Below are 15,549 nucleotides of genomic sequence, written 5' to 3' on the forward strand. Positions count from 1 at the left end.
CTTGGCGCGGCGGGTTTTTCCCCGACGCTTTGCAGGCAGGATATCCCTGCACCCCGAGGCGACCCGGTTCGAAAACGACCAGGGTCATACCGAAAGCGTCAAGCCGGCGACATGGGCGACAGCGTTTGCGTCGTGCTGGGGAATGTGGGGGCTGGAAGCGAGGATTGGCGCGGCTGGACGGTATCTGTAGGAGCGAGCCACGCGGCAAGCGTCAGCGCTTGCGCCAGCAGGCAAAGAGGTTCCACGCCACCAGGCCGGTGACGAAAGCGGAGCTGCTGTAGAAGAGCATGGCATCCACGTGGCTTCCTCCTTAACGACAACGCCCCCGGAAGACGGGGGCGCTGGGTGGCTGGGGCTTACTTCTCGGCGACCAGGCGGGCGTGGGCGGATTCCTCGCCCAGGTTGTTCAGCAGGCGCTCGCTGTACCAGTCGAGGAAGTTGATCACGCCGAACTCGTAGGTCTTGGAGTACGGCCCCGGCTGGTAGGCAGTGGAGTTGATGCCGCGCTGGTTCTCTTCGGCCAGGCGACGGTCCTGGTCGTTGGTGGCGTCCCAGACTTCGCGCAGGCGCGCCACGTCGTAGTCGACGCCTTCCACCGCATCCTTGTGCACCAGCCACTTGGTGGTGACCATGGTCTGCTGCGCGCTGATCGGCCACACAGTGAAGACGATCAGGTGGTCGCCCATGCAGTGGTTCCACGAGTGCGGCAGGTGCAGGATGCGCATCGAACCCAGGTCCGGGTTCTGGATGCGGCCCATGAGCTTCTTGCTGCCCTGCTTGCCGTCCATGGTCATGGACACGGTGCCCTGCAGCAGCGGCATGCGCACGATGCGGTTGCGCAGGCCGAAGCTTTCGTGGGCATAGGGAATCTTCTCAGCTTCCCAGGCGGTGGTGCAGGCGGCCACCTGGTCCTTGAACGCCTGGCTGGCGCGCGGGTCAGTGACGTCGTCCCACTCCAGCAGGGTGTTCAGCAGCTCCGGGTGCGAGCCGTTGCAGTGGTAGCACTCGCGGTTGTTTTCCAGCACCAGCTTCCAGTTGGCCTTTTCCATCAGCGTGGTCTGCACCGCAACCTTGGTGTTCTCCATGTCGTACGGCTCCATGTAGTGCTCGAGCGTACGCAGGAAGTCATCAATGGCCGGCGGGTTCTCCGACAGCGAGATGAAGATGTAGCCGCCGGCAGTCTTCACGTTCACCGGCTTGAGGCTGTAGTCCTTCATGTCGAAGTCGGCGCCCATCTCGGTGCCGGCGAACAGCAGGCGGCCGTCCAGCTCGTAGGTCCACTGGTGGTAGGGGCAGACCAGCTTGGCGACCTTGCCCTTGTCGCTGACGCACAGGCGCGAGCCACGGTGGCGGCAGACGTTGTGGAAGGCGTGGATCCTGCCCTCGGCACCGCGCAGGACGATCACCGGGTTGTCGCCGATCTGCAGGGTGAGGAAGTTGCCCTTGGCGGGGATCTCGCAGGTCATGCCAGCAATCAGCCACTCCTTGTGGAAGATCTCCTGCATGTCCAACTGGAACAGGCGCTCGTCGTTGTAGAAGGGCTGCGGCAGCGAGAAGCTGTGGTCGCGGCTGCGCAGCATCTCGGCGGTGGCCTTGCGGGCCGGTTCCAGCGGGTCGCCCAGACTCAGGGTAGTGGTGACGTCCATTGCTCGGTCCTCATGCCGCAGCCCGGTCGGGCTGCCGGCGGAAATAAGTGGCTGATACGGTTTGCCACGCAGGGCTTGTTTGCGGCAGGTGCCAGGCGCGCCGAGTGCGCCGTTTCCCGCCGTCTCGCTCAACCTTGGGAGTTGCTCGGCATGGAGCTGAGTGTGGGGCCGCACCCCGGGATTACCCTTATCCATGGGCGACACGGCCAGATCATTTCCCGACGCGCAACGGCACGTCCCAGGCGGCAGGTCGCGATAAGCATGCAAATGTCGCTGGCAGGTAAATGCAGCGGCCATCCTCGTGCACACAATCCGCCCCATCAGGCATGCCGAAAGGCCCCGTGCTTTCTACGCTCGAACGACGTAGGCAAACGGGCCCCGGCGCTGCCCCATCAGGCCCAGCACGGCCCGCGTGCGCGGAGAGACAGCATGTCGACGAACAACTTCCTCAATCCGGTGAACACCCAGACCTGGGCCAACGGGCGCCACCTGGTGCGCTGCGTGAAAGCCATCCAGGAAACCTGGGATGTGCGCACCTTCTGCTTCATGGCCGACGCGCCGATCATGTTCTTCTTCAAGCCGGGGCAGTTCGTCACCCTGGAGCTGGAGATCGACGGCCAGCCGATCATGCGTTCCTACACCATCTCCAGCTCGCCCTCGGTGCCCTACAGCTTCTCCATCACCATCAAGCGCGTGCCCGGCGGCAAGGTGTCGAACTGGCTGCACGACAACCTCAAGGAAGGCGACCAGATCCCGGTGCACGGGCCGGTGGGCAACTTCAACGCCATCGACTTCCCCGCCGAGAAGGTGCTGTTCCTCTCCGGCGGCGTCGGCATCACCCCGGTGATGTCGATGTCGCGCTGGTTCTTCGACACCAACGGCAACGTCGACATGGTCTTCGTGCACAGCGCGCGTACGCCCAAGGACATCATCTACCACCGCGAGCTGGAGCACATGAACTCGCGGATCAACAACTTCAAGCTGTACCTGGTCTGCGAGAAGTACGAGATGGGCGAGTCCTGGGCCGGCTACCGGGGCTACCTGAACAAGGCGATGCTGCAGTTGATGGCGCCGGACTTCCTCGAACGCGAGGTCTTCTGCTGCGGCCCGACGCCCTACATGCACGCGGTCAAGCGGCTGCTCGAAGCCGAGGGCTACGACATGTCGCGCTACCACGAGGAGGCCTTCGGCCCGACCCCGCCGGAAGTCCGCGCCGACGTGAAGGAGCTGGCCGCCGAAGCCGCCGAGGCGCCGGCCGTGCCCCTGGCCGAGCAGAACCTGGTGGAATTCTGCGAGACCGGCAGGAGCATCCGCGTGGCGCCGGGCGAGACCGTCCACGCCGCCGCCGCCCAGCTCGGCCTGCACATCCCCAAGGCGTGCGGCATGGGTATCTGCGGCACCTGCAAGGTGATGAAGCGCTCGGGCGAGGTGGAGATGGAGCACAACGGCGGGATCACCGACGAAGACGTCGCCGAAGGCTACATCCTGTCCTGCTGCAGCGTGCCCAAGGGCGACGTGGTGATCGAGTACTGATCACAGCCTGCCCCCACCTGCCCCACACGTTACCCACTGAGTTATCCACAGGCTGAAGGTGTCCCGAGGCAAGCTCGGAGACACCTCTGGCCGAACCGCCTGGCCGCCTCGATCCCGTCTGCAACCCGCATGCCACGTGGCTTTCGCCTTTCCCGCAGACACGCCGGACAGGCACGCGCAAAGGCCCAGCCACGGGCCTTTGCGGGCAGCGGCTGCGACGAATATCCACATTCGCTCAGTCTTCTTCCGGGACCGCCTTGTAGCCACTGGACAGACGTTGCTGCACGTCCTGCGGGACGGCGCTGTAATGACTGGCAGAAAGGCTATAGAGGCCCTGGCCGGCGGTGATGGATTTCAACCGGTTGGCGTAGCCGTCCAGCTCCGCCAGCGGCACCTGCCCGCGCACCAGCGCGACGCAGGCCGACAGCGACTCGGTGCCCAGCACCTGGCCACGGCGGCCGGTGAGGTCGGCGGTGATGTCGCCCAGGTGGGTATCCGGCGTTGTCACCTCGATCTGCATCACCGGCTCCAGCACGATGCCGCCGGCATTGCGCAGCGCATCGAGCATGGCCTTGCGCCCGGCGGCCTGGAAGGCGATGTCCTTGGAATCCACCGAGTGGCTCTTGCCGTCGAACACCGTGACCTTCACGTCCTCCACCGGGAAACCGGCCAGCGGCCCGGCCGCCAGCGCCGAGCGCACGCCCTTCTCCACCGAGGGGATGAAGTTGCCGGGAATTACCCCGCCCTTGATCGCGTCGACGAAGGCGAAGCCCTCGCCACGCGGCAGCGGTTCTATGCGCAGGAACACTTCGCCGAACTGCCCCGCCCCGCCGGTCTGCTTCTTGTGCCGGCTGTGGCCTTCGGCGCTGCGGGTCGCCGTTTCGCGGTAAGGCACGCTGGGCGCGCGGGTCTGCACTTCTACCTTGTACTGCCCGGCCATGCGCTCCAGCAGGTAGCGCAGATGCATTTCACCCATGCCGCGCAGTACGGTTTCCTGGGTGGAGGCGTTGTAGTCCAGGCGCACGCAGGGGTCTTCGGCCTGCAGGCGCTGGAGGATTTCCGCCAGGCGCTGCTCGTCGCCGCGGCGGCTCGCCTCGATGGCCAGGCCCTGCATGGGCGTGGGGAAATCCAGCGGCTTGAGGTGGATGTGGTCTTCGTCGTGGGAGTCGTGCAGCACCACGCCGTACTCCAGTTCGTCGACCTTGCTCAGCGCGCCGAAGTCACCGGGAATCAGCCACGGCGCCTCTTCGTGCTTCTTTCCCTGCAGGCGCAACAGATGGCCGACCTTGAACGGCTTGCGCCCGTCGCCGGCGAACAGCTGCATCTCCCGGCGGATCGTGCCCTGATGCACGCGGAACACCGCGAGGCGGCCGACGAAGGGGTCGATCACCACCTTGAACACATGGGCCAGCACATGGGCGGCCGGATCGGGGCTGGCCTTCACCGAGTGCTCGGCGCCCTTGTCGTCGGTGCGCAGGAACAGCGGCGGGTTGCCCTCGGTGGGGTTCGGCGCGAGGCGCGCGAGGATGTTCGCCAGCTCCGGCACTCCGGCGCCGGTGCGGGCGGAGACAAAGCACAGCGGAATCAGGTGGCCTTCGCGCAGGGCACGCTCGAAGGGTTCGTGCAGCGCCTCGGGCGCCACCTCGCCCTCCTCCAGGTAATGCGCCATCAGCGCCTCGTCGACCTCCACCACCTGGTCCACCAGCGCCTGGTGCGCCTCGGCCACCGAGGAGAAATCCGCCTCACCGTCGGGATTGAAGAAACAATCCACAACCCGTGCTCCGCCCCCGGCAGGCAGGTTGATGGGCAATACCTCCTTGCCGAACAATTCGCGCAAACCCGCCAGCAGGCCCGGCAGGTCGATGCGCTCGGCGTCGATCTTGTTCACCACCAGCATCCGACACAGCCCGCGCTCACCGGCCCAGTCCATCATGCGGCGGGTGCTCAGCTCGATGCCGTTCTGCGCATTGACTACCACCAGCGCGGTTTCCACGGCTGCCAGTGCCGGCAATGCATGGCCGATGAAATCGGGATAGCCGGGGGTGTCGATCAGCCGGACTTGCGCGCCCTCATGCTCGAAGTGCACCAGGGCAGCGGCCAGCGAGTGGTGGTATTCGCGTTCCAGCGGGTCGGAGTCGCACAGCGTGTCGCCGCGCTCCAGCGAGCCCATGCTGGGAATTGCGCCGCTGTGCTGCAGCAACGCTTCGGCAAGCAGCGTCTTGCCGCTGTCACCGTGGCCGACCAGGGCCACGGTGCGGATCTGTTCCACCGAGTAACTGGACATGCTGAATCTCCCGCCCCCAGGGTGAGTGAAGTATAGGCAGCAGGCCCTGCGCCCCTGGACAAATATTGATCAGCCCGGCGCAAGCCTTCCACAACGGGCCTTCCAACGATTCATCCACAACCCGCCCACAAGTTCCCGGCAGAACGCTGCACAGCCAATGTGGAAAACCCGCCGGAAAATCCGCTGAAAGCCAGTAACGGCGCGACTTTCGCCGATTGATCAAAAAACGCACTAAGCAGACAGGACCGCGCCGCGCGTGGCCTGCAGCGATCTGGGTACAGGTTGTCCACACCTTCTGCGAGATTCGCCCCACAGGCACTGTGGAAAGTTTCACGCAGCCCGCATCACTGGGGAAAAGGCGCCTTGGATCAATCGCTTGCATCCTTCGCTGATCAATCTTTGAGCAACCCTCTGGAAGCCCCGCAGGGAGTGGCGCTGGCGGTGTTTTCCACAGGAGGCGCACAGGTGGGTCAACACAAACCGGGGATAGCGGTGGAAGGATCGTGCACAGGAAACTCGCTGCAATCGATACACAGGCTCGCAAGTGATTGAAAAAGCGCGACTGATCAGAAAGTAGCCAGCTTCAGGGAAGCCCCGCGCCATCGGCTCCGCAGCCACCTCCCAACAGTTTTTCCACAGGTTGGACAAGCATGCCTCCACAGCGACTGTGGAGATCTCCACATCTCCCTCATCCACCCCTGAAAGCCAGGAGTGACGGGGCCCCGGTGAAATCCTGCGGTGATTTCCAGCTGTTCATGAAAGTGCCACGCCGCTGTCATTTTCCACCAATTTATCCACAGCTTTATCACAAGGTTGCCCCCGGATTTTCGCCAAATGCTGAAACACAGCCGGCGCGGCCTTCAGTGGGGTGCGGAGCTATGCTGGATTTCCCCCAGCAGAGGAGTCAGCCCCATGATCCTGACCACCACGCCCACCATCGAGGGCAAGACCATCCAGGAATACCGCGGCATCGTGGTTGGCGAGGCGATCCTCGGCGCGAACGTGTTCCGCGACCTGTTCGCCGGCCTGCGCGACATCATCGGCGGCCGCTCCGGTGCTTACGAGAAGGAACTGGGCAGGGCGCGGGAGATCGCCTTCGAGGAGCTGCAGGAGCGCGCGCAGGAGCTGGGCGCCAATGCCGTGGTCGGCATCGACCTGGATTACGAGGTCGTGGGGCAGAATGGCAGCATGCTGATGGTCAGCGTGAGCGGGACGGCGGTGCGTATCTGACCTCGGGGGTAACTGTAGGAGCGCGCCATGCGCGCGATCGCGGGCATGGCCCGCTCCTACAGGTAGCGATCAAAGTTTGAGCAAATGGCTGCAGGCCTTGTCATACGTGGCCCGCAGTCATTCATCCACAGGTTGGAGACAGGTTGCGCGAGCAACCGTCCCCAGCGCCTGGGGACAACTCAGGCTCAGGCGCCCATGACCTTGCGGATGTCCGCTGCCAGCTCCTCGACGCGGGCGATCTCGGTATCCCACGAGCACATGAAGCGCGCGCCGCCGGCGCCGATGAAGGTGTAGAAGCGCCAGCCCAGCTGACGCAGGGCTTCCAGAGCGGGTTCGGACATCTGCAGGAACACGCCGTTGGCTTCCACCGGGAACATCAGCTGCACGCCCGGCACATCGGCGACGCGCTCGGCCAGCAGTTGTGCACAGCGGTTGGCGTGGCTGGCGTAATGCATCCAGGCGTCATCCTGCAGCACGCCGACCCAGGGCGCGGCGAGGAAGCGCATCTTCGAGGCCAGCTGGCCGGCCTGCTTGCAGCGGTAGTCGAAGCCTTCGGCCAGTTCGCGGTTGAAGAACAGGATGGCCTCGCCCACCGCCATGCCGTTCTTGGTGCCGCCGAAGCAGAGCACTTCGACGCCGGCCTTCCAGGTCAGCTCGGCCGGCGTGGCGCCGAGGAAGGCGCAGGCGTTGGAGAAACGCGCGCCGTCCATGTGCAGGTGCAGGCCCAGTTCGCGGCAGGTGGCGCTGAGCGCCTGCAGCTCGTCCGGGCGGTAGACGGTGCCGACCTCGGTGGCCTGGGTGATGGTGACCACGCGCGCCTTCGGGTAGTGGATGTCCTGGCGCTTCAGGGCGATCTCGCGGATCGCCTCCGGAGTCAGCTTGCCCTGGGCGTCGGTGCGCGCCAGCAGCAGCTTGGAGCCGTTGGAGAAGAACTCCGGCGCACCGCACTCGTCGGTCTCGACGTGGGCGGTCTCGGCGCAGATCACGCTGTGGTAGCTCTGGCACAGGGATGCCAGGGCCAGCGAATTCGCTGCGGTGCCGTTGAAGGCGAAGAACACTTCGCAGTCGGTCTCGAACAGTTCGCGGAAATAGTCGGAGGCGCGGGCGGTCCACTGGTCGTCGCCGTAGGCGCGTTCGTGGCCGCGGTTGGCTTCGGCCATGGCCGCCCAGGCTTCGGGGCAGATGCCGGAGTAGTTGTCGCTGGCGAACTGTTGGGTGTTGTCGGTCATGGTGCGGCCTCGGAAAACGTTGTACGTCAGACAGCAGCGTAGCAACGGATAGTCGCTCGCCGCCGGAGGGCGCAGGCCTCCCGCTGACGGGAGGCCGCGGGAGGGGTCAGGGCAGCTTGGTCAGCGCCATCTGCTCGGAGATCGGCACGAACAGCTCGCGCAGGGACTGGGCAGTGCCGCCGTTGGGCTTGTCCGGCGAGATCATGTTGAGCACGTAGCGGCCCTTGATCAGGCCGGTCAGGCTGGATTCGCCGGCCTTGTCGTCCGGGCCCGGCACGCTGATGGCCAGCGGATCGCCCATGCGGGTGCTGTCGATCAGCGGCAGGTACTGCTCGCCGCCGAACTGTGCGGCGGTGCCGTTCTGCAGCGCGGCCTGGCGGGCCTGGTTGAGCAGCGAGACGTTCTTGGCGGTGGTGTCGCGCAGCTTGGCCTGGGCGGCCAGGTACTGCCTGGCGGCCTCGCCCTGCTGGTCGGCGCCCGGCGCCGGCAGGCCGGTGTCGGTGAGGGTCACGACCAGGCGCTGGCTGCCGTCGGCCTTGCCGTAGACGATGGTGGCGTCGTCGTAGCCGCACTCGCGGGACAGGTAGGGATAGCCGTAGACGGCCTTGGTCGGCGGCAGCGCCTTCTCCAGCACATGGCCGGTGCAGCTGTCGCCGGCCGGAGTGGCCGCGGCGGCCGTGCTGGCGGCTTCGGGCGCTTCGGCCTTGGCAGGTTTGCTGTCGTCACCACAGCCCTGCAGCGTCGCGGTGAGCAGCAGGGCGGAAAGCAGAGTCAGGGAACGGTTCATGGCGTCCTCGCATTTCGTGAGGGGCGCAGTTTAGTCCCTTGGCCCAGCGGTTCCTATCGGCAGCTTCATTGCGGGCGTTTGCAGACCCAGCGCCCCTGCTTTTCGTCATAGCCGGCATCGATCACCGCCACCCCGCCGCCGCGTGCTTCCAGGCAGAAGGTCTTCATGAAGGTCGCCCGCTGGCCGTCCCCGGCGCTGTCGCGCCCGCCGAGGGTGACGTTGTAGAGGCCGGGCTCCAGGGCCCGTGCCGGGACTTTCTCGCGAAAGCCGGGAATCGTCTGGCCATAGGCAAAGCAGGTCTCGCTGCGCAGCGGCACGCCCTGGGTCGGCTCGATGCTGGCCGACGACCAGAACGGCTCGTAAGGCTCGCGGGCGACGTCGATGGAATGCACCGCCACCTGCCGTTCATCCACCTGCAGCGTGCGGTTGAAGAACAGGCCGGGCGACTTGAATGCCGCGCCGCCGAAGCACAGCGTCCGGCCCTGTACCCAGACCCGCGCGTCGCCGTCGAACAGGCGCGACATGCCCCAGGCCGACAAGGCCGGCGCCAGCAGCGCAAGGCACAGCGAACCACATAAGAAGAAGCGCTTCATCGGGCAGGGCTCCGCGGGCCGCGCCGTCCTGGCGCGGGCATGTCGCATTCTGACCAGCCGCCGCGTGCAATTCCACGCACGCGGTCGCTTTTGCGCCGGTCACGGCATGTCGCAAACGCACCTACCCGCGACGTGCGCAGGCATCTGGGCTGACGGGGCCAGTCATACCATCGCTTCCAAGGGGGCCAGCTCGCGCCCCGCACCAGCCATGGCGCCCCACCGCGCCGCAGGGAGACCAGCGATGTTCAGCAAGCAAGACCAGATCCAGGGTTATGACGACGAACTGCTCGCGGCGATGGATGCCGAGGAAGCGCGCCAGGAGGACCACCTCGAGCTGATCGCTTCGGAGAACTACACCAGCAAGCGCGTCATGCAGGCTCAGGGCAGCGGGCTGACCAACAAGTACGCCGAAGGTTATCCGGGCAAGCGTTACTACGGTGGCTGCGAGCATGTGGATAAAGTCGAGCAGCTGGCCATCGACCGCGCCAAGCAACTGTTCGGCGCCGACTACGCCAACGTCCAGCCGCACTCGGGCTCCTCGGCCAACTCCGCCGTGTACCTGGCGCTGATCAATGCTGGCGACACCATCCTGGGCATGAGCCTGGCCCACGGCGGCCACCTGACCCACGGCGCCAAGGTGTCGTCCTCGGGCAAGCTCTACAACGCCGTGCAGTATGGCCTGAACACCGACACCGGGCTGATCGACTACGACGAGGTCGAGCGCCTGGCCGTGGAGCACAAGCCGAAGATGATCGTCGCCGGCTTCTCCGCCTACTCCAAGACCCTCGACTTCCCGCGCTTCCGCGCCATCGCCGACAAGGTCGGGGCGCTGCTGTTCGTCGACATGGCCCACGTCGCCGGCCTGGTTGCCGCCGGCCTGTACCCGAACCCGCTGCCCTACGCCGACGTGGTCACCACCACCACCCACAAGACCCTGCGCGGCCCGCGCGGCGGCCTGATCCTGGCGAAATCCAACGAAGAGATCGAGAAGAAGCTCAACTCGGCCGTCTTCCCCGGCGCCCAGGGCGGCCCGCTGATGCACGTGATCGCCGCCAAGGCGGTGTGCTTCAAGGAGGCGCTGGAGCCCGGCTTCAAGGATTACCAGGCCCAGGTGATCAGGAACGCCCAGGCCATGGCTTCGGTGTTCATCGAGCGCGGCTACGACGTGGTTTCCGGCGGCACTGACAACCACCTGATGCTGATCAGCCTGGTGAAGCAGGGCCTGACCGGCAAGGAAGCGGACGCCGCCCTGGGCCGCGTCGGCATCACGGTGAACAAGAACGCCGTGCCGAACGACCCGCAGAGCCCGTTCGTCACCTCCGGCATTCGCATCGGCACCCCGGCCGTCACCACCCGTGGCCTGAAGGAAGAACAGTGCCGTGAGCTGGCCGGCTGGATCAGCGACGTGCTGGATCACCTGGGCGACGCCGACGTGGAGGCCAAGGTGGCCACCCAGGTCGCCGGCCTGTGTGCGGACTTCCCGGTCTACCGTTGAGAAATTTCAGCCGTCTGTAGGAGCGAGCTTGCTCGCGATCCCGACAACTCATTCGCGAGCAAGCTCGCTCCTATAAAGAGCAGCCACGGCGACAAGAACAATCAGGAGCACCCCATGCAACGCTACTCCGGCTTCGGCCTGTTCAAGCACTCCCTGAGCCACCACGAGAACTGGCAGCGCATGTGGCGCACGCCCACGCCCAAGCAGGTGTACGACGTGGTCATCGTCGGCGGCGGCGGGCACGGCCTGGCCACGGCCTACTACCTGGCCAAGGAGCACGGCATCACCAATGTAGCGGTAGTCGAGAAGGGCTGGCTGGGCGGCGGCAACACCGCGCGCAACACCACCATCGTGCGCTCCAACTACCTGTGGGACGAGTCGGCGCTGCTCTACGAACACGCCATGAAGCTGTGGGAAGGCCTGTCCCAGGACCTGAACTACAACGTCATGTTCTCCCAGCGTGGCGTCTACAACCTCTGCCACACCCTGCAGGACATGCGTGACGGCGAACGCCGCGTCAGCGCCAACCGCCTCAACGGCGTGGACGGCGAGCTGCTCAATGCCCAGCAGGTGGCCGAAGAGATTCCCTACCTGAACTGCACCAGAAGCGCCCGCTACCCAGTCATGGGTTCCACCGTGCAGCGTCGCGGCGGCGTGGCCCGTCACGATGCCGTGGCCTGGGGCTTCGCCCGCGCCGCCGACGCCCTCGGTGTGGACCTGATCCAGCAGACCGAAGTGATCGGTTTCCGCAAGCAGGACGGCGTGGTCATCGGCGTCGAGACCAACCGCGGCTTCATCGGCGCCAAGCGCGTCGGCGTGGTCACCGCCGGCAATTCCGGGCACATGGCCAAGCTTGCCGGCTTCCGCCTGCCGATCGAATCACACCCGCTGCAGGCACTGGTTTCCGAGCCGCTGAAACCCATCATCGACAGCGTGATCATGTCCAACGCCGTGCACGGCTACATCAGCCAGTCGGACAAGGGCGACCTGGTCATCGGCGCCGGCATCGACGGCTACAACGGCTACGGCCAGCGCGGCTCCTACCCAGTGATCGAGCACACCCTGCAGGCCATCGTCGAGATGTTCCCGGTGCTCTCGCGCGTGCGCATGAACCGTCAGTGGGGCGGCATCGTCGACACCACCCCGGACGCCTGCCCGATCATCGGCAAGACCCCGGTGAAGAACCTGTTCTTCAACTGCGGCTGGGGCACCGGCGGCTTCAAGGCCACTCCCGGCTCGGGCAACGTCTTCGCCGCCACCCTCGCCAAGGGCGAGCCGCATCCGCTGGCCGCGCCCTTCTCCATCGAACGCTTCCACACCGGCGCGCTGATCGACGAACACGGCGCTGCCGCCGTCGCGCACTAAGAGGGCCCGACCATGCTGAATATCTTCTGCCCCCATTGCGGCGAGCTGCGTTCCGAAGAGGAATTCCACGCCAAGGGCCAGGCCCACATCCCGCGCCCGCTCGATCCGTCCGCCTGCACCGACGCCGAATGGGGCGAGTACATGTTCTTCCGCGATAACCCGCGCGGCATCCACCACGAGTTGTGGGTGCATGCCGCCGGCTGCCGCCAGTACTTCAACGTCACCCGCCACACCGTGACCTACGAAATCCTGGAAACCTACAAGATCGGCGAAAAACCGAGCATCACCGCCGAATCCGAGAAGAAATCCGCCGTCCAGCCCGCCGTGGAGAAGGCCTAATGAGCCAGATCAATCGCCTGTCCCGTGGCGGTCGCATCGACCGCAACAAGCCGCTGACCTTCAGCTTCAACGGCCAGAGCTACCAGGGCTTCGCCGGTGACACCCTGGCCGCCGCCCTGCTGGCCAACGGCGTCGACATCCTCGGCCGCAGCTTCAAGTACTCGCGCCCGCGCGGCATCGTCGCCGCCGGCGCCGAAGAGCCCAACGCCATCCTGCAGATCGGCTCGCGCGAATCCACCCAGGTGCCCAACGTGCGCGCCACCCAGCAGGCCCTGTACAGCGGTCTGGTGGCGACCGCCACCAACGGCTGGCCGAACGTGCAGAACGACCTCATGGGGATCTTCGGCAAGGTCGGCGGCAAGATGATGCCGCCCGGCTTCTACTACAAGACCTTCATGTACCCGCAGTCCATGTGGCTGACCTACGAGAAATACATCCGCAAGGCCGCAGGCCTTGGCCGCGCGCCCACCGAAGTGGACCCGGACAGCTACGACTGGATGAACCACCACGCCGACGTGCTGATCGTCGGCGCCGGCCCCGCTGGCCTCGCGGCCGCCCTGGCCGCCTCGCGCAGCGGTGCGCGGGTAATCCTCGCCGATGAACAGGAAGAGTTCGGCGGCAGCCTGCTCGACACCCGCGAGACCCTCGACGGCAAGCCGGCAGAGGAGTGGGTGGCCAAGACCATCGCCGAGCTGCAAGGCAACCCGGACGTGATCCTGCTGCCACGCTCCACGGTCAACGGCTACCACGACCACAACTTCCTCACCATCCACGAGCGCCGCACCGACCATATCGGCGAGACCGCTCCGCTGGGCCAGGTGCGCATGCGCGTGCACCGGGTCCGCGCCAACCGCGTGGTGCTCGCCGCCGGCGCCCACGAGCGTCCGCTGGTCTACGGCAACAACGACGTGCCGGGAAATATGCTCGCCGGCGCCGTCTCCACCTATGTCCGCCGCTATGGCGTGGCACCGGGCAAGAAACTGGTGCTGTCCACCAACAACGACTACGCCTACCGCGTCGCCCTGGACTGGCAGGAAGCCGGTCTGCAGGTGGTCGCCATCGCCGACGCCCGCCCCAATCCGCGCGGCGAATGGGTCGAGGAAGCGCGCAAGCGCGGCATGCGGGTCATCACCGGCAGCGCAGTGATCGAGGCACGCGGCAGCAAACGCGTGACCGGTGCGAAGGTCGCCTCCATCGACACCTTCCGCCACAAGGTCAATGCGCCCGGTGAGTGGCTGGACTGCGACCTGGTCGCCAGCTCCGGCGGCTACAGCCCGGTGGTACACCTGGCTTCGCACCTGGGCGGCAAGCCGGAATGGCGCGAGGACATCCTCGCCTTCGTTCCCGGCCTGGCCTTCCAGAAGCGCATTTGCGCCGGTGCGGTGAACGGCGTGTTCCGCCTCGCCGACGCCCTGGCCGACGGCTACCAGGCCGGCAGCCAGGCCGCTGTCGACGGCGGCTTCAAGGCCGTCAAAGGTGAGCTGCCGGTGGTTGCCGAACGCGCCGAGGACGCCACCCTCGCGCTGTTCCAGGTGCCCCACGAGAAAACCACGGCGCGGGCGCCCAAGCAGTTCGTCGACACCCAGAACGACGTCACCGCCGCCGCCATCGAACTGGCCTGCCGCGAGGGCTTCGAGTCCATCGAGCACGTCAAGCGCTACACCGCACTGGGCTTCGGCACCGACCAGGGCAAGCTGGGCAACATCAACGGTCTGGCCATCGCAGCCCGCGCCCAGGGCAAGAGCATCGCCGATACCGGCACCACCATGTTCCGCCCGAACTACACCCCGGTGACCTTCGGCGCTGTCGCCGGCCGTCACTGCGGCCACCTGTTCGAACCGGTGCGCTTCACCGCCCTGCACGCCTGGCACGTGAAGAACGGCGCCGAGTTCGAGGACGTCGGCCAGTGGAAGCGCCCGTGGTACTTCCCCAAGCGTGGCGAAGACATGCACGCCGCCGTGGCCCGCGAGTGCCGCGCCGTGCGCGAGTCGGTCGGCCTGCTGGACGCCTCGACCCTGGGCAAGATCGACATCCAGGGCCCCGACGCCCGCGAGTTCCTCAACCGCGTCTACACCAACGCCTGGACCAAGCTGGACGTGGGCAAGGCCCGCTACGGCCTGATGTGCAAGGAAGACGGCATGGTCTTCGACGATGGCGTCACCGCGTGCCTGGCGGACAACCACTTCGTCATGACCACCACCACCGGCGGCGCCGCGCGCGTCATGGAGTGGCTGGAGCTGTACCACCAGACCGAATGGCCGGAGCTGAAGGTGTACTTCACCTCGGTCACCGACCACTGGGCCACCCTCACCCTGTCCGGCCCCAACAGCCGCAAGCTGCTGGCCGAAGTCACCGACATCGACCTGGACAAGGACGCCTTCCCCTTCATGACCTGGAAGGAAGGCAAGGTCGCCGGCGTGCCGGCGCGGGTGTTCCGCATCTCCTTCACCGGCGAGCTGTCGTACGAGGTGAACATCCAGGCCAACTACGCCATGGGTGTGCTGGAGGCCATCGTCGCCGCGGGCGCCAAGTACAACCTGACGCCCTACGGCACCGAGACCATGCACGTCCTGCGCGCCGAGAAGGGCTTCATCATCGTCGGCCAGGACACCGATGCCTCGGTCACACCGGACGACCTGAACATGGGTTGGGCGGTGGGTCGCACCAAGCCGTTCTCCTGGATCGGCTGGCGCGGCATGAACCGCGCCGACTGCCAGCGCGAAGACCGCAAGCAGCTGGTTGGCCTCAAGCCCACCAACCCGATGGACCTGCTGCCCGAGGGCGCGCAACTGCTGTTCACCCCGCAGCACAGCATCCCCGCGACCATGGTCGGCCACGTCACCTCCAGCTACATGAGCAGCAGCCTGGGCTACAGCTTTGCCCTGGCGGTGGTGAAGGGCGGCATCAAGCGCCTGGGCGAGAAGGTCTACGCCCCACTGCCGGACGGCCGCGTGATCGAGGCGGAAATCTGCAGCTCGGTGTTCTACGACCCGAAAGGCGAACGGCAGAACGTGGATTGATCCCTCGCGCCCGCTCCCACCGGGAGCG

At 66.2% G+C, this 15,549-nt stretch carries 11 protein-coding genes; 6 read left to right on the forward strand and 5 right to left on the reverse strand.

Features of this window, described 5'->3' with window-relative positions; translation table 11 throughout:
- Positions 1-356: 356 nt before the first annotated feature.
- Positions 357-1,646 (reverse strand): glycine betaine monooxygenase oxygenase subunit, encoded by a 1,290-nt coding sequence (gbca, locus tag ABKS89_RS29805; RefSeq protein WP_348590160.1) that lies wholly within the window; start codon positions 1,644-1,646, stop codon positions 357-359.
- Between the two features lie 429 nt (positions 1,647-2,075).
- Between gbca and gbcB the strand changes: the two genes are divergently transcribed.
- Entirely contained in the window at positions 2,076-3,179 is a 1,104-nt protein-coding gene (gene gbcB / locus ABKS89_RS29810; protein ID WP_348590158.1) for a glycine betaine monooxygenase reductase subunit, read from the forward strand.
- A 235-nt stretch (positions 3,180-3,414) separates the two neighbouring features.
- Here the strand turns inward: gbcB and fusA are convergent, their stop codons facing one another.
- A complete protein-coding gene (gene fusA, locus ABKS89_RS29815) occupies positions 3,415-5,463 on the reverse strand; it encodes an elongation factor G (protein ID WP_348590157.1) in 2,049 nt (682 codons plus the stop codon).
- 912 nt (positions 5,464-6,375) lie between these two features.
- Between fusA and ABKS89_RS29820 the strand changes: the two genes are divergently transcribed.
- A complete protein-coding gene (locus tag ABKS89_RS29820) occupies positions 6,376-6,693 on the forward strand; it encodes a heavy metal-binding domain-containing protein (protein ID WP_017521552.1) in 318 nt (105 codons plus the stop codon).
- Positions 6,694-6,878: 185 nt separating this feature from the next.
- Here the strand turns inward: ABKS89_RS29820 and ABKS89_RS29825 are convergent, their stop codons facing one another.
- From ABKS89_RS29825 to ABKS89_RS29835, 3 genes are all read right to left on the reverse strand, one after another.
- The gene (locus ABKS89_RS29825) at positions 6,879-7,922 is read right to left on the reverse strand and encodes a threonine aldolase family protein (RefSeq protein ID WP_138213633.1); all 1,044 of its coding nucleotides are present in this window, start codon (positions 7,920-7,922) and stop codon (positions 6,879-6,881) included.
- Between the two features lie 106 nt (positions 7,923-8,028).
- A complete protein-coding gene (locus tag ABKS89_RS29830) occupies positions 8,029-8,709 on the reverse strand; it encodes a hypothetical protein (RefSeq protein WP_138213632.1) in 681 nt (226 codons plus the stop codon).
- A 65-nt stretch (positions 8,710-8,774) separates the two neighbouring features.
- A complete protein-coding gene (locus ABKS89_RS29835) occupies positions 8,775-9,302 on the reverse strand; it encodes a hypothetical protein (protein ID WP_138213631.1) in 528 nt (175 codons plus the stop codon).
- A 241-nt stretch (positions 9,303-9,543) separates the two neighbouring features.
- Between ABKS89_RS29835 and glyA the strand changes: the two genes are divergently transcribed.
- From glyA to ABKS89_RS29855, 4 genes are all read left to right on the forward strand, one after another.
- Positions 9,544-10,797, forward strand: coding sequence for a serine hydroxymethyltransferase (gene glyA / locus ABKS89_RS29840; protein ID WP_081519121.1), 1,254 nt, complete (start codon positions 9,544-9,546; stop codon positions 10,795-10,797).
- 114 nt (positions 10,798-10,911) lie between these two features.
- Positions 10,912-12,162 carry a sarcosine oxidase subunit beta gene (locus ABKS89_RS29845; RefSeq protein ID WP_138213630.1) on the forward strand — a complete coding sequence of 417 codons (1,251 nt, stop codon included), beginning with the start codon at positions 10,912-10,914 and terminating at the stop codon, positions 12,160-12,162.
- 12 nt (positions 12,163-12,174) lie between these two features.
- Positions 12,175-12,501 (forward strand): sarcosine oxidase subunit delta, encoded by a 327-nt coding sequence (locus ABKS89_RS29850; RefSeq protein ID WP_138213629.1) that lies wholly within the window; start codon positions 12,175-12,177, stop codon positions 12,499-12,501.
- Positions 12,501-15,521: a sarcosine oxidase subunit alpha gene (locus tag ABKS89_RS29855; protein WP_348590156.1), complete on the forward strand. Its 3,021-nt coding sequence runs from the start codon at positions 12,501-12,503 to the stop codon at positions 15,519-15,521. The genes ABKS89_RS29850 and ABKS89_RS29855 overlap by 1 nt, the downstream gene beginning before the upstream one ends.
- The last annotated feature ends 28 nt before the right edge of the window (positions 15,522-15,549 follow it).

The organism is Pseudomonas sp. LABIM340 (genome assembly GCF_040017195.2).
Classification (GTDB): domain Bacteria; phylum Pseudomonadota; class Gammaproteobacteria; order Pseudomonadales; family Pseudomonadaceae; genus Pseudomonas.

Bases quoted from the DNA above. Each gene is read 5' to 3' on its own strand.
- gbca (WP_348590160.1), bottom strand. From the start codon at position 1,646: ATGGACGTCACCACTACCCTGAGTCTGGGCGACCCGCTGGAACCGGCC.
- gbcB (WP_348590158.1), top strand. From the start codon at position 2,076: ATGTCGACGAACAACTTCCTCAATCCGGTGAACACCCAGACCTGGGCC.
- fusA (WP_348590157.1), bottom strand. From the start codon at position 5,463: ATGTCCAGTTACTCGGTGGAACAGATCCGCACCGTGGCCCTGGTCGGC.
- ABKS89_RS29820 (WP_017521552.1), top strand. From the start codon at position 6,376: ATGATCCTGACCACCACGCCCACCATCGAGGGCAAGACCATCCAGGAA.
- ABKS89_RS29825 (WP_138213633.1), bottom strand. From the start codon at position 7,922: ATGACCGACAACACCCAACAGTTCGCCAGCGACAACTACTCCGGCATC.
- ABKS89_RS29830 (WP_138213632.1), bottom strand. From the start codon at position 8,709: ATGAACCGTTCCCTGACTCTGCTTTCCGCCCTGCTGCTCACCGCGACG.
- ABKS89_RS29835 (WP_138213631.1), bottom strand. From the start codon at position 9,302: ATGAAGCGCTTCTTCTTATGTGGTTCGCTGTGCCTTGCGCTGCTGGCG.
- glyA (WP_081519121.1), top strand. From the start codon at position 9,544: ATGTTCAGCAAGCAAGACCAGATCCAGGGTTATGACGACGAACTGCTC.
- ABKS89_RS29845 (WP_138213630.1), top strand. From the start codon at position 10,912: ATGCAACGCTACTCCGGCTTCGGCCTGTTCAAGCACTCCCTGAGCCAC.
- ABKS89_RS29850 (WP_138213629.1), top strand. From the start codon at position 12,175: ATGCTGAATATCTTCTGCCCCCATTGCGGCGAGCTGCGTTCCGAAGAG.
- ABKS89_RS29855 (WP_348590156.1), top strand. From the start codon at position 12,501: ATGAGCCAGATCAATCGCCTGTCCCGTGGCGGTCGCATCGACCGCAAC.